The organism is Zhongshania sp. (assembly GCF_047636175.1).
Classification (GTDB): domain Bacteria; phylum Pseudomonadota; class Gammaproteobacteria; order Pseudomonadales; family Spongiibacteraceae; genus Spongiibacter.
In genome coordinates this window covers 119,621-137,063 of record NZ_JBLIKC010000007.1, presented here as the reverse complement: position 1 = coordinate 137,063, position 17,443 = coordinate 119,621, and the positions used below count along the sequence as shown (strand labels likewise).

At 49.8% G+C, this 17,443-nt stretch carries 17 protein-coding genes; 8 read left to right on the top strand and 9 right to left on the bottom strand.

Annotated features, from left to right (window positions below):
- Positions 1-590: 590 nt before the first annotated feature.
- From ACI955_RS05940 to ACI955_RS05930, 3 genes are all read right to left on the bottom strand, one after another.
- Positions 591-2,606: a hypothetical protein gene (locus ACI955_RS05940; RefSeq protein ID WP_415242812.1), complete on the bottom strand. Its 2,016-nt coding sequence runs from the start codon at positions 2,604-2,606 to the stop codon at positions 591-593.
- Positions 2,607-2,909: 303 nt separating this feature from the next.
- Entirely contained in the window at positions 2,910-3,239 is a 330-nt protein-coding gene (locus ACI955_RS05935; RefSeq protein ID WP_415242850.1) for a DUF4112 domain-containing protein, read from the bottom strand.
- 71 nt (positions 3,240-3,310) lie between these two features.
- The gene (locus tag ACI955_RS05930; RefSeq protein ID WP_415242811.1) at positions 3,311-3,469 is read right to left on the bottom strand and encodes a YqaE/Pmp3 family membrane protein; all 159 of its coding nucleotides are present in this window, start codon (positions 3,467-3,469) and stop codon (positions 3,311-3,313) included.
- 170 nt (positions 3,470-3,639) lie between these two features.
- Between ACI955_RS05930 and ACI955_RS05925 the strand changes: the two genes are divergently transcribed.
- Complete coding sequence (locus ACI955_RS05925) at positions 3,640-4,503, top strand: acyl-CoA thioesterase (RefSeq protein WP_415242810.1); 864 nt, start codon at positions 3,640-3,642, stop codon at positions 4,501-4,503.
- A gap of 45 nt (positions 4,504-4,548) precedes the next feature.
- Here ACI955_RS05925 and ACI955_RS05920 read toward each other — a convergent pair whose 3' ends face one another.
- From ACI955_RS05920 to ACI955_RS05905, 4 genes are all read right to left on the bottom strand, one after another.
- Positions 4,549-4,728, bottom strand: a complete 180-nt coding sequence (locus ACI955_RS05920; protein ID WP_415242849.1) for a hypothetical protein — start codon at positions 4,726-4,728, stop codon at positions 4,549-4,551.
- A 530-nt stretch (positions 4,729-5,258) separates the two neighbouring features.
- Positions 5,259-7,370 carry a PQQ-dependent dehydrogenase, methanol/ethanol family gene (locus ACI955_RS05915; RefSeq protein WP_415242809.1) on the bottom strand — a complete coding sequence of 704 codons (2,112 nt, stop codon included), beginning with the start codon at positions 7,368-7,370 and terminating at the stop codon, positions 5,259-5,261.
- Between the two features lie 197 nt (positions 7,371-7,567).
- Positions 7,568-7,849, bottom strand: a complete 282-nt coding sequence (locus ACI955_RS05910; protein ID WP_415242808.1) for a Dyp-type peroxidase — start codon at positions 7,847-7,849, stop codon at positions 7,568-7,570.
- Entirely contained in the window at positions 7,813-8,091 is a 279-nt protein-coding gene (locus ACI955_RS05905) for a hypothetical protein (RefSeq protein ID WP_415242807.1), read from the bottom strand. Before ACI955_RS05905 ends, ACI955_RS05910 begins: the two co-directional genes overlap by 37 nt.
- 305 nt (positions 8,092-8,396) lie before the next feature.
- Between ACI955_RS05905 and gshA the strand changes: the two genes are divergently transcribed.
- The 5 genes from gshA to ACI955_RS05880 all read left to right on the top strand — a co-directional run bounded on the left by gshA (position 8,397) and on the right by ACI955_RS05880 (position 12,210).
- Positions 8,397-9,962, top strand: coding sequence for a glutamate--cysteine ligase (gshA, locus tag ACI955_RS05900; protein WP_415242806.1), 1,566 nt, complete (start codon positions 8,397-8,399; stop codon positions 9,960-9,962).
- A complete protein-coding gene (locus ACI955_RS05895; protein WP_415242805.1) occupies positions 9,959-10,576 on the top strand; it encodes an ACP phosphodiesterase in 618 nt (205 codons plus the stop codon). Before gshA ends, ACI955_RS05895 begins: the two co-directional genes overlap by 4 nt.
- 100 nt (positions 10,577-10,676) lie before the next feature.
- Entirely contained in the window at positions 10,677-11,171 is a 495-nt protein-coding gene (locus ACI955_RS05890) for a disulfide bond formation protein B (protein WP_415242804.1), read from the top strand.
- Entirely contained in the window at positions 11,171-11,518 is a 348-nt protein-coding gene (locus tag ACI955_RS05885; RefSeq protein ID WP_415242803.1) for a CidA/LrgA family protein, read from the top strand. Before ACI955_RS05890 ends, ACI955_RS05885 begins: the two co-directional genes overlap by 1 nt.
- Positions 11,515-12,210, top strand: a complete 696-nt coding sequence (locus tag ACI955_RS05880; RefSeq protein ID WP_415242802.1) for an LrgB family protein — start codon at positions 11,515-11,517, stop codon at positions 12,208-12,210. Before ACI955_RS05885 ends, ACI955_RS05880 begins: the two co-directional genes overlap by 4 nt.
- Positions 12,211-12,240: 30 nt before the next feature.
- Here ACI955_RS05880 and ACI955_RS05875 read toward each other — a convergent pair whose 3' ends face one another.
- Both ACI955_RS05875 and ACI955_RS05870 read right to left on the bottom strand, forming a co-directional pair.
- On the bottom strand, positions 12,241-13,698 hold the full coding sequence (locus ACI955_RS05875; protein ID WP_415242801.1) for an NAD-dependent succinate-semialdehyde dehydrogenase: 1,458 nt from the start codon (positions 13,696-13,698) through the stop codon (positions 12,241-12,243).
- Positions 13,699-13,926: 228 nt separating this feature from the next.
- Positions 13,927-14,787 carry a CPBP family intramembrane glutamic endopeptidase gene (locus ACI955_RS05870; protein ID WP_415242800.1) on the bottom strand — a complete coding sequence of 287 codons (861 nt, stop codon included), beginning with the start codon at positions 14,785-14,787 and terminating at the stop codon, positions 13,927-13,929.
- Between the two features lie 201 nt (positions 14,788-14,988).
- Between ACI955_RS05870 and ACI955_RS05865 the strand changes: the two genes are divergently transcribed.
- Positions 14,989-15,720, top strand: a complete 732-nt coding sequence (locus ACI955_RS05865; protein WP_415242799.1) for a DUF1461 domain-containing protein — start codon at positions 14,989-14,991, stop codon at positions 15,718-15,720.
- Positions 15,721-15,903: 183 nt separating this feature from the next.
- A complete protein-coding gene (locus ACI955_RS05860; RefSeq protein WP_415242798.1) occupies positions 15,904-17,403 on the top strand; it encodes a flavin-containing monooxygenase in 1,500 nt (499 codons plus the stop codon).
- The last annotated feature ends 40 nt before the right edge of the window (positions 17,404-17,443 follow it).

The following is a 17,443-nucleotide window of genomic DNA, read 5'->3' as shown; positions in this document are numbered from 1 at the left end:
ATATGGGTGGTCATCATACTTACTCCGTAGCGGAAAAGCACAAGTCAACGATCAAGTGCTGATTTTAAGTAGCGCAGCAGACAGGGCTTAAAAGTATCACCTTAGCTAAATACTTTAGAGCTGTGCAGATAAATAGTGGGAATGCTTAGACCACGTATTCAGAACTTATTTTGTCGGCGGACAAAAGCCAAGAAAGTCTGGGCTTTCACAGAGATTTTCTTATCCCTGCCATTTCTTACAATGCCCAAATATGTCTGCTCGCTCGCAATCTAGATGGCTGGCAAAGGCACTCAAGGTAACCAGAAGATACAGAGAAAATAACAACTTGAGCATATATACGAGCTACCCGAGTAAGATGTTTAATTTTCTAGCGCGTGAGAATTACACTTTACTGACTAGTCGTGTTTGGCACACTTATAGCAGCTATTTTATCCGCAGAAAAAAGGCAGTCGCAACAAAGTCGTTCGACTAACGTCCTTGAGTTATTATTTGCCCATTTTTTATTAAGATTTTCGTCATCAGCTAGGCGCACTTCTGAAGCATGCGCCAGCTGAGAATATTTTCAATTACGTATTTTTAGCGCGACATTATTAGCTGTGCGGCCCATTGCTACCGGCACTGGCTTGAAGACCGGTGTCGGGAATCCTATCGAGCCCCCAGCTTAATTCAATAAGCGATCTTACATTATGGAAGGATTCCTCAGGCACCTTGTCAGGTTCGCCATAGTCTAGGGTATCGTAGTGAAAAATATATAAGCGCGAGGCAAACTGTTCGAACGGCAATGAGGCCTCACCAAAACGTTCGCCATGATCAGCGGTACTAACAATGACATCGTTACCCCAATTTTGACCGCTGTCGTTATTGGGATTAAAGAAATAAACCCGCATCTCTGAGTTTTGATCTAAAGCCACTCGCATGATGGCGATAGCATGCCATCCGACAAATCGGCCTGCGCTATCGGTAATCGCTATTCCCGCCGGTTGCGGATGAATTAGCGGTTGGTTGCCGTTGTAAAACGGATGGTAATGCGCGTGAAAATTACGAATGAATGCTTCTAGGTCAATCAGTTGGCCGCTGGCCACGTCGACATTAATACAGAAGCCGCGCCCAACCCACCAGCCGTGAAACTCGGGATTAATCCAGCAGTGGGGGTCACCTTCGCGGCCTATACATAAACGGCCCATTTCCAAATAGGTCGCGTCTAAATGCGGAACCAGCAGCATCGATACCGGATCGAGATCAAAGGGCAAAAGCGAAAGAGAAGCGTCAAGACATTGCTTGGACGAAATGGCCTGGCCTTCAAAGTGCATAGTCAAATCATTGTCGCGAGCAATGGCGGTGATCATTTGCAACAAATAAGTAGGGTCACTTGTGGCCCAGATAGAAAGTGCCCGCGCCGATTGGCAAGTGGGGTTATTTCCTTGACCAATCCCCAATGGGGAACCCAACATACATACCACGCCCTCCATAAGACGAGTGCGAGGGGTTGTGGTGGCATCACACATAAACTGTAAACGGCTCTTAGCCCAATCAGTCAGAGTTAAATTAATCTGCCGCCAGAGTGACTGGGCCACGCCCTGTTGATACAAAATACCGCGCTCCAGCAACATCGCAATACCGTAGACGGCTTGGGCGGTGGACGGCGATACACACTCGGTAATCAGGGCCTTGATCAAATCTCCGTAGCAAAGAAGACCGTCGCGACCGGTTCCTGACAGTCCAAGCGCATCAATGAGCAAATTCTCGTAGTCATCTAATATAAAGCGCAGAAAGCTAGCATGGTAAGGCGACACCAAACCGGTGTCATACATTGCCCTAGAAAAGCCCAAGGCTTCGGCCTGCAGGGCCTGGCCGTCCAAGCTTGCTAAGCGCTGCTCGTAATAAGGAATACCAGGATCGCCAGTGCTAGCCTGAGTCGGTCCGTAGAGGCTGCTTACCAGCCTTGCCGCACCAAGGCCACTGGTACCAAAATCCATACCTTCGCTGGTCTGACATATGGCAATTTGGGTGATCATACTCTTCACCGGATTCACTTGAATCGGACGTTGTCGGAGTAAGCGCCAGATTTCCTCTATTAGCTGGTCAATAATATGTTCAAAGCCAATCCGCTGAGCAAGGTGCTGCATAAGCGCTCGGGGTACCATTGCAAGTGAGCCCTGCTTTACCCGTTCGGCCTCTGACCCCGCTGAGAACAGTAAGTCAAGATTCAGTGCAATAGACTGTGTTAAGAAGTGATGAGCCTGCTCAGCAGAAATGGCTGAGTGCTCATATTCCCCAAGCGCGACGGCAAGCAAGCGCAACTCACTTAAGCCCTCGATGGTGACCGTAGCGGCCTCTGCGCTGGCTAAAGAATAAGGGGTTAGCGTTGGCAGCAGCAGCTGGGGCTCAGCCCAGTCGGTGCCCAGGTAAATCCCGGCTTCTTCCAATACCTGAGAGCGACTCTCAAGTGCGGCCGGACCACCATCTTCAAGCATAATAAGCCGCGCGGTATCTAGAACCCGCCCGATTTCTGCATGTTTGGCGATTGCTTCTGCTGCGGCCAATACTCGACTTGCATCATCAAAGTCGCCGAGTAGCTCGACCAACTTTTGGTTTTCTATAGTCATAAATAGCTGATTTCATATAATCGTGACCCCATACTACTACGACTTCACACGTAAAATGCAGCTAGGCTCGTCTTTAAGCCTCTTATACATTTGATTTGGACTGGCAACAACAAAGTGTATAGAACTCTAGGTGCTAAACGGTGGGCGCTTAGTGCCGGCCTACTCCAACGATGCGCTTGCTTGCTAGCACGCTAAGTCTGCGCTCAGCTGTCTCTACTAGAATTTTTATACTCTTTTTAAGCAGTCAATATCGGAGTCGGCGGTATGCGATCCATTTTAGCTTTGAGGATCGAGCCGCTAATACTAATTAAAACTCTGTAGCAATGTACCTAGTTCAGTTTTAGTTTGGGCCTTCTGTCTTATGAGCTTTTTTAGCCAATCTTCAAGCAAGTCCACATTGCGGATATTTTTTCGAAACGCCACATCCGCGATATCGCCGATAATCGGCACGCTTCCCAGCACAAAATCCACGCCGATATTAGCAAACATTTTAAATTTTAATGAGGAGAGCGCAGCAAGCTTATGCGCCTGCCAAACAATACCTAAGCCAAGTATGGCGCTTACTAAATCACCCGCGACCGGCAGCAAACCAAGTAGGGCATCGACACCAAATTTTACTAGAGTAAAAGGAATACTCTAGGCGCCGTCTAATAAAATTGCGAATTGGCGACTGCGTTGTAGTCGCTGTTCTAAGGTAGGATTTATCATTTTTTAGCAATAATATAAACAGCATGAATAATTCTCGGCAAATAACCGCAGAGCGTCAGAATAATATTCAGCCAAAGGTGCCTACCTAAACTCACTTGTAAAAACACCCCAAGTGGCGGCAGTAATATCGCAAAAATAATACGAATGATGTCCACGTTTTTAATCTCTTTTACTATTGAATAGTCTTATACCGCCTGCTTACTGATACATAATAACAGCGCTCAATTTTAAGTCGAGCGCGCTTTAATCAAGCGCCCCGGTTGAAGTGATCGCTGTTGTTCCATATGCTCTAGGCCCCTCACGCATTGCAGCGAGTAAAATCTCAGTGAACATCTCTCCAAATACCCGATATATTCCAACTGCCAGTGAAATGCTGCACTTAGACGAGATTGGTAAAGATCGCTTTCGCGCTCGCCACAACCTCGACAATATGGCCGGCGTAACCTTTGGTGGCCAAGCCCTTGGTCAATCGCTAGCCGCCGCAACTCGCACGGTAAGCAATTGGCAGTGCCACAGCCTAAACGGCTTTTTTATGCGTGGCGGGATGATCGACGACACCATTGATTATGTGGTGGAGCGCCTCAGTGATAGCCGCAACTTTGCGACTCGCCGCGTGACGGCAGAGCAAGGTGGACGGGTGATATTCGAGCTACTGTGCTCTTTCCACGCAGGCGAGCAGGGTCTGAGCCATCAATTTACTGACCTCGGCAATCCGCCCGATCCTGAATCATTACTCAGTCTAGAAATGTTTGCCCAGCAAAATAGTCATCGCCTACCAGAGCAGATCATTGCGGTGCTTTCCAAGCCCTATATTTTTGAGCTGCGGATGCTACATCCTGAACACTATTTTGAAAGTCCCGATACCGCCTTTCGCGATTTTTGGATTCGCACCCCCTCGGCCGCTGAGCTTGGCGATGAACGCGACCACCACTCGCTCCTAGCGCTGATGTCAGACTATTGGCTGCCGGGCACAATAGCCGTGCCACACGGCAGCGAAGCAGGGATAAAATTTCTGGCATCTTTGAATCACTCACTGTGGATACACGCAGCGGTCAAAGTAGATCAGTGGTTGCTATGCCGCACCGAGAGTCACTGGGCAGGGAATGGTCGGGGACTTGTTACTGGCAAGATTTTTTCTCAATCGGGCGAACTAATTGCGTCAGTAGCGCAGGAAGCCGTATTGCGTTAAGACAGGCGGACTCTATAATTCGCTGTAAAAGCAGAGGTGTGCGTCTTAGCTAGGCGCGTACTTTTTCAACTGCGAGCGCAAATGGTTAAAACGATAGCCACCTATTAAAAGCACTGGTAATCCGCCAAATCCCAACACGCATGCAACTGAGGTGTAGGCATGCAGAGATGAGAAAAATTGAAACAGCACCGCTGCACCTGCAAGTAGCGCCAAGCTAGTACGAATATATGCCCCCTATGTATTCTATCGCATAGCTCAAATCTTTATCATCTGGGATGACGAAGTAGGCGCTTATCAGGAGTGCTTGAACGATCTCAATTGGTTTTTCAGTTACTGTTTAGACCTTGTTCTGCGGAAAATTTACTCCCAGCAACAGCAGCCGGTTACTACGAACTACTTTTTAGCACCGTCTTTTCCTGTATCTACGCAGACGGAGATGGGGTCTTCGTTACTATTATTTTTAAAAGAAAAAGAACCATCATTAGACGACGATAAAACTCTATTGCATCGCCAATTTTATTAAAAACTGTTTTAGCACGTATCGTATTAATACCTTCTTACAACCTTAACACCCAAAATATTTTTGATGTCATATATTTAAAAATTAAAAAGAAATGCTGTCGAAAATTAAAAGTGGTGGGAAACGAGGTGTCGAGTTAAACATGGCAGCCATTGCCATCTTTATAATTTTAGGCACGCTCGGCAATGATGACGTACTTGTTAGGAGCGCCAGAAAATCTGTCGCTCCTAATTTTTTATTTACCTATTCCCAGCTTTTCTTCCAAGCCTTCATTGGCCGCAGAAATAATATAGGCCCGCAATATTCTTGACTCACTTTCACTAATTATACCCTTGAATGCGGGCATGCCACGCGACGTTAAACCACCGTCAATCACCACTGCCTTCAACGCCTCATCGCTATGCAATAGCGGCGACCAGCGCAGGTCAGCAATCAAACCGCTAGAAACAACGTGATCACCATGACAAACAACACAGTTGTTATCGTAAAGTTGCTTACCTTCAGCGATCGTCGCCGCGTCGGCAGTGGATGCCGGCGGTGTCGGTTTTGCCATAGTAGAGGCTGCCAAGGCCGGCAACTTGGCGGTGGCGCCTAGCTTAAATACCATTAAACGGCCGACACCGGCATCGCTTCCTGCGGGGAACAGACCGCCATAAACGAGAGTAAAGGTTCCGCCCCAACCTGAGGCCACCGCAAGGTATTGCTCACCATCTAACTGATAGCTAATCGGTGGCGCCACAATCCCGGTCTGGGCAAAGAAGTCCCACAGACGCTCGCCAGTGTCGGCCCGATAGGCAACCAGCTTGGCATCGGCATTACCCTGAAATACCAAGCCGCCTGCGGTCGACAAGACCCCACCATTCCAAGGGCTGCCATGCTCTACCTGCCAGGCCGGACGCTGCTTAACCGGATCCCAGGCCAACAGGCGACCTTTCAGCGCCGCCTTCATGGCTTTAAATTGCGCCATGTCCGTGGGCAGCGAACCCATCGCGCTGTCAGCTCCGGTATTCCAATGACCTTTTTTATAACTAAAGTTTTTATCATCTGAATATATATAGGGGGCTTCGATAGCCGGAATATAAACAAGTCCGGTATCGGGGCTAAACGACATAGGGTGCCAGTTATGACCACCAAACGGCCCCGGCAACTGTAAGTGTGGCGCCCGTCCACCCCAACGTGCCTCAGGTACTTCTACCGGCCGACCAGTTTTCTTATCAATATGCGTTGCCCAGTTAACGGGAACGTAGTTCTCTGCCGACAGAAGTTCACCCGTGGCGCGATCAATCACATAGAAAAAACCATTTTTGGGCGCCTGCATAATAACTTTGCGCGGCTTACCATCAATATCTAGCTCCGCCAGAATCATATGCTGGGTGGCGGTGTAATCCCAAGTTTCTCCCGGGGTTGTTTGGTAATGCCAAACGTACTCGCCGGTGTCCGGCCGCAGCGCGACTATCGACGAGAGATAGAGATTGTCGCCACCACCGGGGCTGCGAATATTTTGATTCCAAGGTGAGCCATTACCAACCCCAACATAGAGTAAATCCAGCTCTGGGTCGTAGGCCATAGAGTCCCATACCGTGCCGCCACCGCCATATTTCCACCACTCACCTTTCCAAGTTTCTGCGGCCTTGGCCATTGCTGGGTTTTCAAAGCCATCGGCAGGATTGCCAGGAACGGTATAAAATCGCCAAACCATGTCGCCATTGTTAACGTCGTAAGCTGACACATAGCCACGGACACCGTATTCCGCGCCGCCGTTACCAATAATGGCCTTGCCATTAACAATCCGCGGCGCACCGGTAATGGTGTACGGCTGACTTTGATCTACGGTGACAACGTCCCATAATTTTTTGCCGGTTTTGGCATCTAATGCGATTAAGCGACCATCAATAGTGCCCGTGATGATTTTGCCGTCGGAATAGGCGACCCCGCGATTCACCGCATCACAGCACAAATCGGCCGCCTTGCTGCGATCAATCTGGGGGTCAAATTGCCAGCGCAGCTCACCCGTTCTCGCGTCTAGCGCAGACACTTTATTCCAGGTAGCAGTCACATAAATGACACCATCAACCACTAGCGGTGTCACCTCAATACCACGACTAACCCCCAAATCAAATGCCCACGCCAAGCCTAATTGCTCAACATTGGCAGGGACAATCTGCTCAAGCGGCGAGAACCGCTGCTCAGCGTCAGTTCCACCGTGCTTACTCCATTCTTGAACGGTCACTGGCTCAACAGCCGACGCCATATCTGCCGGCATAGGCGCTTTACTGCACGCCAATAGAAATAGCGGAGCACAAACCAAACTGACCCACCGCAAGGCGGGGAGACCGATGTTATTCATTATTATCTCCAAATATTAGACAATCACTTAGCTATGGATGAACAATGCCAAGCAAACTCACAGGAGTAAAGTGATTCATAATTCGGCGTGCGTGTTGCCAGTCAGGTTCAGTACGAAGAGAGACAACAAAATTCAGGCAAAAAAAGAGCGCTCATATGAGCGCTCAAAATATACCTTAAGTAGGAGACTTCAACTTATTAGAGGGAGCCTATTGCAAAAAGTTCAGTGGCTGATGTCGCAAACCAATAACTTCCGCTCACTGGCGTGGAAAATTCTGTTAAATGGTCGTGAACACCATCGCTGCTGACGCCAAATATGCTCTGCAAAATATGGTCGAATCGGCGAAGATCGCCGCTAAATGCCAGAAAATACGCGCCATGTTCCAAGACACCACCAAAGGGCACACTACGCCGGTATAATTTTTGGGTAACGCCATTTATTTTTACATCACTGCGGCTAACATGGGAATTGTCCGGCATTGTCTCGTCGTCCAGTTCAATACTGTCGGGCTTGGTACAAAACCAATGACCGCCTCTTGCTCAGACTGATTCAGGGCGCTAAACGACCTTAAATTATGCACCCACTGCTGACTCATCACATAGCTACCACCGGCGCCGGGCTCACCCTCTGGAATTAAGGCGACCGTCTTCTGCCCTCGCCAATTGCCGACAATGGTTTTAAATCGGTGGGGCGGGCCGCCGGTGCAATACTGCGCCAGCAATCTGCACCAAAAATGCCCATACCCGATTTACACCGGCGTCGCTCAAAGCCAATGCCTTCGACACCGCATCGCTTAGCTGTGCCGGGCTAAGGCCGTCAACAAGTTTGTATTCCAGAAAAAATGCGCGCTGCTACCCTCAACAAAGATACAGGCCTGTGGTTCAGGCATGATCGTTCTCCTCAATTCGGGGGATTCTTTTATCAGGACTTAATGAACATGACAATCACGTCACTTTCAACGCTTGTTCACAACCCAGCACGGATTTACACTTAGCGGCCTTTTCAAGCTCCGCTGAGGAAGCCATTTTGGCCACATCGCTAGAACAAAGACTGGCATTTTTTGCAGCAGCGCCACGACAACATCTCTTGCGAGAGATCCAGCGCGGCGTCGAGAAAGAAAGCCTCAGAGCCGACCCCGAGGCAATACTGGCCCAAACCGATCACCCCGCGGCGTTTGGCTCGGCCATGACCCACCCCTCAATCACCACTGATTTCTCAGAAGCCTTACTGGAGTTCATTACCCCGGTCAGCAACTCGATTGACGACACCTTAAATGAGTTAGACGCCATACATCGGTTTGCAGTGAGTGAAATGGGCGATGAGACCATTTGGAATGCGAGCATGCCCTGTCGCTTGGGCAAAAACGACAGCGACATTCCCGTCGCCCGCTTCGGCAGCAGCAATACCGCCACAATGAAAACCCGCTATCGCCTGGGTTTAGGGCATCGCTATGGTCGCAAGATGCAAACCATTGCCGGTATTCACTACAATTTCTCGCTACCAAAATCGGTGTTGGCAGAATTACACGCCGCCGAAAATAGCGATCTGCCACTCAAGACCTACATCACCAATAACTACTTTGGCCTAATTCGTAATTTCCGCCGCTATGCTTGGCTGCTCATCTATTTATTTGGCGCTGCACCGGCAGTATCGCGTTGCTTTTTAAACGGCAAACCACATCAGCTGCAGCCATTGGGCGAGCATACCCTTTACGGCCCGCACGCGACCTCGCTGCGCATGGGCGACTTGGGCTATCAAAGCAGCGCCCAGAAAAATCTCCACATTTGCTACAACCACTTAGATTTCTATGTGGAGACATTAAAAGGTGCCATCACCACTTCGCATAGCGACTACGAGGGTATTGCCAAGGGCGAGCAACTATCATCCGGCCTGCTCCAAATTGAAAACGAATTTTATAGCCCCATTCGCCCTAAGCGTGTCACCGAAAGCGGCGAAATTCCGCTGGGCGCCCTCTGCCGTGGTGGCGTGGAATATATAGAAGTGCGCTGTATTGATGTAAACCCCATGTTGCCGGTGGGTATTAACGCAGAGCAAATCCGCTTTATTGATGCCTTTTTGCTCTACTGTCTTTATCAAGATAGCCCGCCCTGTAATGACGACCACAACGCTGAGATCAGTCGCAATTTATTGACGGTGGTGAACCGCGGTCGTGAACCGGGTCTAGAGCTAGAACAAATCGGCAGTCTAAGGCCGCTGGCAGAATGGGCGGAAGAATTAATAGGCGAGATCGGTCGGGTTGCCGCCCAGCTAGATTCTGCCCACAGCAGCGATGCCTATAGCCAAAGCTGCGAAGCCCAACTCGCCAAGGTTCACGACGTCAGCCTTACCCCGTCGGCACAGATTTTGGCGGCGCTAGAGAAACGCAACGACAGCTACTATCACTACGCCATGGAAGAGTCGCTGCAACACGCCAAGGTATTTCGCGAGCGCGGCCTAAGCGCAGAAGAGAGCGAACGCTTTGCAAGCATGCGCGAAACCTCGATTGCTGCCCAAGCTGAGGTTGAAGCAGAGCAAAGCGAAAGCTTCGACGAATATCTCAGTCGCTTCTACGAGCAGTATCAGAATCTGTGAATTATCTCGCCCACTTTCATTTGGCCCACCAGCTGGCAAGTCGCACTGGCTTAGATCAACAGGGCCTACTGATTGGTGGGCTGCTAGGCGACTTTGTTAAAGGCCCATTGCAGGGCAATTACCCCGCAGCATGGGAAATCGGCATTCGCCTTCACCGCCGCATAGACGCACTCACCGACAGTCATGCACTGGTTAGCAATTGCCTCGCTATATTGCCAACGGACTATCGTCGCTACGGTGGCATTATGTTGGATGTCTGCTTTGATCACTGCCTGAGCCTGCGCTGGAATGAGCTGCATGCAAGTCCGATTAAGAGCTTTACTCAGGATTGCTATCAGCACGTACTCCTGAACAAGGGAGACTACCCGCGCGCAGCCGCAAGGCAAATTCATTTTTTGGCGGAATACGATGTACTCAGTAAAATGGACAGCTGGGATAATATTGAGGCCATGCTGGCGCGCATCGCAAAGCGAATACCTAGAGAAAACCCCTTGAGTTACTGCGGTGCTGAACTCGCGCTTCGCCTACCTTTTATTGAGCAGCAGTTCCTTAGCCTATACCCAGCGCTGCAGGAACAGTTGTTTGAGGAATTTAGCAGCGTATCTACACCCTAAAAATTGATTAAAACTGGCACCAACTGCCACGACCAAGGTCGTACTTGTCAGTATTTACGCAATCCCCTAATGTATGGCGCTTACGGAGAGAGAAAATCCTATGTCACTGACGCCCCGATGGATATACGCTTTTATTGTTGTCTGCTGCAGCGCGCTGCTAGCGTATGCACTTTACACCCAGTTTTTTGACGGTCTACACCCCTGCCCGCTATGTATAACCCAGCGCGCCTTTTTTGTTCTGACCGCCCTCGTCGCCTTAATCGCCTTAATCACTAATCCCCACCAAAACGGCCGCTATGTCAGCACCGGACTAATGCTGGCAACCACCATTGCCGGCGGCTCAGTGGCCTATCGCCAAGTGTGGCTGCAAAGTCTGCCACCAGATCAGGTGCCTGCTTGCGGCCCCAGCCTAGAATATATGTTTAGCAATCTACCCTTTGGTGAAGCCTTTCGCACCCTGATGTTGGGCGATGGTAACTGCGCAGAAATCGTCTGGACACTGTTTGGTTTCAGTATGCCCAACTGGTCGCTATTCGCCTTTATCGGCTTAGGTGCTGCTGCCATCGTCAGCGCACTGCCGATGTTAAAACGCTAATGCTAGCTGGCTTTCTAACTCTGCTTGGCTGCCAACTACTGGGCGAATTTATACAGCGCGCCTTGGACCTGCCCCTGCCCGGTCCTGTTATAGGTATGTTGCTGCTATTTATTGGCCTGTGCATTCACGGCAATGTGCCAAAAGATTTAGAAACTGGCAGTCAGCGCTTAATAGAATTACTGCCTATGCTGCTGATGGCACCGGCCGCTGGGGTGTTTTTTCTGGGGGCGGGCTTTGCCGATCAGTGGCCGGCGTTTATTGCCGCCGTCACCCTTGGCACCGTGAGTACTATCGTGTTTTGCGGCTTATTAATCCGTTTTTTACACAGCCGGAATAAGGCCTCATGAGCGCCATAATTTACGGCCCCCTATTCGCCATCACCCTCACCTTATTGGCTTACCAAGGGGCGATGTTCCTGTACACCAAAAGTGGTCGCGCCGCCGTTTTGCACCCCACCATTAGCGGAGCCACCTTAATTGCGCTGGCATTGGTGCTGATGCAGCAGAATTATCACGCCTATTATAAAGATGTGAATTGGCTGACCTTTTTATTAGGCCCTGCCACCGTCGCCCTCGCTGTACCGCTTTACCGGCAGCTGCATTTACTGCGCAATATGGCCAGCACCTTACTTATTACCGTCGCCACCGGCGCTATTTTCGCGTCAACATCGGCGCTGATCATCGCCTGGTTTTTTGGCGCGAATCGAGACACCCTGTTATCACTCACCACTAAATCGATTACCACGCCCATCGCCATCACCGTGACCGAAGATCTCGGCGGTATAACCACCATTGCCGTGGCATCGGTGATTCTCACGGGCGTGGTGGGCATCACCACCATTACCTGGCTATTTAATAAGTTAGATATTCAAGACGACCGTTTGTGGGGTTTTTGTCTCGGTCTTTCTGCCCATGCCATCGGCACCTCACGGGCCTTTGAACGCAGCCCCGTGGCGGGTGCATTCTCAAGCTTGGCCCTGTGCCTAACCGGCACCTTTACCGCCGTGTTCGTGCCTTTCGCGGCAGGCTGGTTTTTATAAACCAGCCCGTATTAGCTTTGGCGTCAGCGTCTATTCAAGACCACCCATGCACATGTATTTCACAATTTGATATTCATCAATACCGTAATGCGAACCTTCACGACCAAAACCAGATTGTTTTACCCCACCGAAGGGCGCAACTTCATTTGAAATTAATCCGGTGTTAATTCCCACCATGCCGTACTCAAGCGCCTCTGCCACCTTCCACACCCGAGCAATATCGCGGCTGTAAAAGTAACTCGCCAAACCAAACTCAGTATCATTGGCGAGTCGAATAACCTCATCATCACTGTGAAAACGCAGTATCGGCGCAACCGGCCCAAAGGTTTCCTCTTGAACAATAAGCATCTCTTGGCTTACTTCAGTAAGCACGGTTGGCTCAAAAAAACTGCCCCCAAGAGCATGGCGCTTACCGCCACTTAAAATCTTGGCACCCAAACTTAGGGCGTTTTCAATATGCTGCTCAACCTTTAACACCGCACCCTCGTCAATCAACGGCCCCTGCGACACACCCTCGTCAACGCCATTACCTACTTTTAGCGCAGCCACGGCCTTAGCCAGCTTTTCAGTAAAACTGGCATAGACTTTGTCGTGAACATAAAAGCGATTGGTACACACACAAGTCTGCCCGGTATTACGGAATTTAGAGGCCATTGCCCCCTCAACCGCCGCATCTAGGTCAGCATCCTCAAACACAATAAAAGGTGCATTGCCGCCCAGCTCTAAAGACAATTTCTTTAAGGTAGGCGCACACTGCGCCATTAATTTTCGGCCCACTTCAGTAGATCCGGTGAAGGACAACTTGCGCACTTTAGGGCTGGATGTGAATTCCGCACCAATGACCCGCGACTTGCCAGTGAGAACATTAAAAACTCCAGCGGGTATGCCCGCCTCTTCAGCCAAGGCCGCCAATGCCAATGCCGTAAACGGAGTGGAATCAGCGGGCTTAACCAACATCGTACAACCCGCCGCTAAGGCCGGCGCCGCTTTTCTGGTAATCATGGCGGCGGGGAAATTCCAAGGTGTAATGGCGGTACACACACCCACCGGCTCCTTGACCACTATCAGTCGTTTATCACTGGACGGGCTGGGAATAACATCGCCGTAGGTCCGCTTGGCTTCTTCAGAAAACCACTCAATAAAGGACGCCGCGTACTGAACTTCGCCCCGCGCCTCGGCCAGCGGCTTGCCCTGCTCCGCGGTCATAATCTGGGCGATGTCTTCGGCGTTGGCTTGAATCAAATTAAACCACCGCCGTAAATAAGCGCTGCGCTCTTTGGCTGTCAGCTTGCGCCACGAGCCCCAAGCCAATTCGGCAGAGTCAATTGCAGCGCGAGTTTCAAGGTCGCTGAGACGGGGAATTGTGCCCAGCAACTCGCCATTCGCAGGGTTATACACCGAGGTGGTTTCGCCAGAGGCTGCGTTGCGCCACTGGCCATTGATATAGGCTAGCTGGCGAAATAATTCCGGTCTGTTGAGCGTTAACATAATTTGAACCCGAGTAGAAAAAGCTAGTGGCCTAAAACGCGTCATCCCACAATATTAGGGCATGACCTTGAATATAGCGGATGCATGGCTTTCTGGATCTTAGCGATGCAGCGCGAGCCGACAAAATATCAAACTAAATTATTATTTCCAAAACCTAGCTAAAATCACACCTTAGCAAGGCCTAGAGCAACTAATCTTCTATACCGACAATAGCACAGCTAAGGTCTTCTAAAACGGCCAAAATACCTTTGGTATACGGCCCTGCTGAAATAATGACGCCACATCCATTCCCACCGCAACACCGGCGTGAACAAAAAATCCGCCCCATATTGATCTAGAGCGCAGAGCTAAAATCCCCAAAAACAAGCCAAAGGAAATCGCACCAAAAGCCTCTGGCCACAGCTTAGGAAAATGAATCATCAAATACGGCACACACATTATCCACACTGCATTTGCACCCACAGCAGGGCGCAATGCCTGTAAGAAAAAGCCGCGAAAGAAAAACTCCAAACAAATAAACTGCGTTAAATACAGTATCTCCCAGGCAATAAAATCGAACCAGCTGCGTCCAGCCTGTTTATAAAAAGGGTAGTGGGCCAAGAATTCGCGATTAAACGACGCGATCACAATAAATACCAAGATCGGTGACAGCAGCAATGCATAGGCTCGCCAGTGCCGTGAGGTCTCGTTCCAACGCCAGCCGAAATTTACGAGGCGGTCGCGAAATAGGTATTTAATCATCAAGGCGGGAATAAGCACATAACCAACAATATGCCACGACGTCCACCAAGCGTAGGTCGCCAACTCAAGAAAGCCGGTTTGACGGATTTTCAAATACCAATAGTTGGGCGAGTTTTCGGTCGCCTCACTGAAAAGCCGCAACAGGTCTAAAAATACACTGGAATACTTTAGGTAGTGAATGAGCAACAAACATAATGATACGCACGCAAGCACCGCAAACACCCTTCTCAGGGCCTGCGGCCTATTCAATGTATAACTTGGCGCCGACGCATCAATGTCATCTAAAACCTGCAGAATGCGTCGGGGATGCAATGTCTGGGGGAATGTAGCTGGGGCAGCAGGTGTCATTCGTTACTCTAGGTAGATTTGTCTGAACGGTTACTAGAAATTCTATCTGCATTGTATGACAAATAGCGACGCACATTCTGAAGCCGGTTAAGGCCGTGGTGACCCAGCTATTGCTATGATGCTCAAGATATTTCTATGATGCTATAGTTACCGCCGACATTATATAGATAGCTACGAAGGCACCCACACAAGCTATGTTTCATGTTTAAGAAATCTGTATTGCCTCTAAAAAACCTTGTATACAGCACATTGAGCCTCATTCTGTGTCTGTACCTGAGCTGGCATGTCTTATTCAGTGCCGATTTTTTGTATGGTTTTTGGCATGACAATATTGGTATTGCTGAAACCATCGCTGAAACCGGCCCGCAAAACCGCTATCGCAGCGGCTTTGAAAATACTGACCGCGCGCAGCGAATTGCGATATTCCAGCAAATTTGCCAAGCCGTCACCCAGCAGGGCCACGGCTTACAAGACATTTACTATTCGCCTAAAGCCAATGTCAAAATACCGCTGCTACATCATGCCGAGATAGTGCATCTGCAAGACGTATCAAACCTAATCACCCTCACCCAAAAATTAGAGCCCTATATGCTGGCGCTGTGGCTTGGTCTGGTGGCGCTATTCATATTCCGCTCATGGCCGCTGCCCAACTATAAGCAATTACTCGCCGTGAATTCAGTGCTGCTGGTGGGTGTCGCTATCGCCATCATATCAGTGGGATGGGTAGAGGTTTTTTACGCGGCGCACCGCTGGATATTTCCCGATGATCATCAGTGGTTCTTTTTCTATCAAGAATCGCTAATGTCGATGATGATGAAGGCGCCGGATCTATTTTTGTACATTGGAATTAGCATGGGCCTATTGGCCGCTGCTTTTTTTGGGCTGATACATGCTGGCCTACACTTCATCCAAAAGAAGATGGCCGCCACATAAAGACCCAAGCGGCGCAGCGTTGCCTTCAAGAATACCGCTTAAGCTATATTCCGCGATCAGCGAACACCACAGCGTGTCCGAAATTCTACAGTGAATGTCCGCTTCCCACCTATAAATTAGTGGATCTCACTATATGATTACACGCTGTATTTTCCGCGCTCATGACAATAATAGGAACATTTTATGGCTAATTTAGATTTTGGCGACAGCGCAAACTATACCGAGACAAAAATACTGATCGTGGGCACGGGCTTCGCCGGTCTAGGAATGGCTATCCGCTTAAAAGAAATGGGTATCAATGACTTCACCATCATAGAGCGCGCCAAAGATGTCGGCGGCACCTGGCGTGATAATCACTACCCCGGAGCGGCTTGCGATGTGCCATCCCATCTGTATTCCTTTTCCTTTGAACCGAACGCCGAATGGTCACGGGTCTATCCCAGCCAGCCCGAGCTAGAAACCTATTTGCAAAAAGTCACCGACAAATACCAGCTGCGCTCACATATCTGCTTTGATCACACCCTCAGCAAAGCCGCCTATGACGAAAGCAGCGGTCAGTGGTTGGTCAATACCAGCGGTGGCAATTTTAAAGCGCGCTTTGTTATCAGCGGCAACGGCGGTTTGGCTGAGCCAAAGCTCCCAGACATTCCGGGCGTAGAGACCTTTGCCGGTCATCACTTTCACTCGGCAAGCTGGGATCACGACTACCCATTGCCGGGCAAACGGGTCGCGGTTATCGGCACCGGCGCATCAGCTATTCAGTTTGTGCCAGAGATCGCCGGTGTACCTAAGCAACTATCGGTTTTTCAGCGCACACCCAACTGGATAATACCCCGTGGCGACCGACCCTATAGCCGGTTTGAAAAGTGGATTTTTAAGCATATTCCCTTCGTTCAAAAAATCGTTCGCGCCAAGATTTATTGCCAAAACGAAACTCGTGTACTAGGTATGGTGCTTCATCCCGCACTGATGAAATTATTTCGGCGCGCAGCAACAAACCACATGCAGCGTCAGGTAACAGACCCGTTGATGTGGCCAAAACTCACGCCCAGTTTCCCGGTGGGTTGCAAACGTATTCTCATTTCCAATGGCTGGTATCCGGCCCTCCAAAAACCCAATGTAGATCTTGTTACCGAGGGAATAAGGGAAATTCGAGAACACAGCATTGTCACCAACGACGATGTCGAGCGGGAGGTTGACTGTATTATTTTCGGCACCGGCTTTTACGCCACTGACAACCCCATCGCCGGAAAAATTTACGGCCGCAATGGCCGACAATTAGCAGAGGTATGGAAAGACGGCGAGGAGGCCTTTTTAGGTGCTAGCGTTCACGGCTTCCCGAATTTCTTTTTTATTGTTGGCCCCAATGTCACCCTCGGTCACAGCTCCATGGTATATATGATCGAAACCCAAGTGAATGCGATTAGCGGCGTGCTCAAGACCATGGAGGAAAATAGCTCAGCAACTGTCGAAGTGAAACTAGCCGTGCAGCAAGAGTATAATGAAGGCCTGCAAAAACTTTTAGGCGGCTCGATATGGGCGACTGGCTGCGACAGTTGGTATAAGCATCGCACCGGTAAGATAACCCAATTATGGCCCGGCTTTACCTTTACATTCCGGCGCCGGAACCAGGATTTTAAGCTATCAGACTATCATTTTGATTCGCTAACTAATAACAGTTAGGCCAGATTTCATGACAGCAAAATACGATTTCGACGTAATC

Excerpts from the sequence above, each read along its gene's own strand:
- ACI955_RS05940 (WP_415242812.1), bottom strand. The coding sequence starts at position 2,606 with ATGACTATAGAAAACCAAAAGTTGGTCGAGCTACTCGGCGACTTTGAT.
- ACI955_RS05915 (WP_415242809.1), bottom strand. The coding sequence starts at position 7,370 with ATGAATAACATCGGTCTCCCCGCCTTGCGGTGGGTCAGTTTGGTTTGT.
- ACI955_RS05910 (WP_415242808.1), bottom strand. The coding sequence starts at position 7,849 with ATGCCGGACAATTCCCATGTTAGCCGCAGTGATGTAAAAATAAATGGC.
- ACI955_RS05890 (WP_415242804.1), top strand. The coding sequence starts at position 10,677 with ATGTCACTGACGCCCCGATGGATATACGCTTTTATTGTTGTCTGCTGC.
- ACI955_RS05885 (WP_415242803.1), top strand. The coding sequence starts at position 11,171 with ATGCTAGCTGGCTTTCTAACTCTGCTTGGCTGCCAACTACTGGGCGAA.
- ACI955_RS05880 (WP_415242802.1), top strand. The coding sequence starts at position 11,515 with ATGAGCGCCATAATTTACGGCCCCCTATTCGCCATCACCCTCACCTTA.
- ACI955_RS05875 (WP_415242801.1), bottom strand. The coding sequence starts at position 13,698 with ATGTTAACGCTCAACAGACCGGAATTATTTCGCCAGCTAGCCTATATC.
- ACI955_RS05870 (WP_415242800.1), bottom strand. The coding sequence starts at position 14,787 with ATGACACCTGCTGCCCCAGCTACATTCCCCCAGACATTGCATCCCCGA.
- ACI955_RS05865 (WP_415242799.1), top strand. The coding sequence starts at position 14,989 with ATGTTTAAGAAATCTGTATTGCCTCTAAAAAACCTTGTATACAGCACA.
- ACI955_RS05860 (WP_415242798.1), top strand. The coding sequence starts at position 15,904 with ATGGCTAATTTAGATTTTGGCGACAGCGCAAACTATACCGAGACAAAA.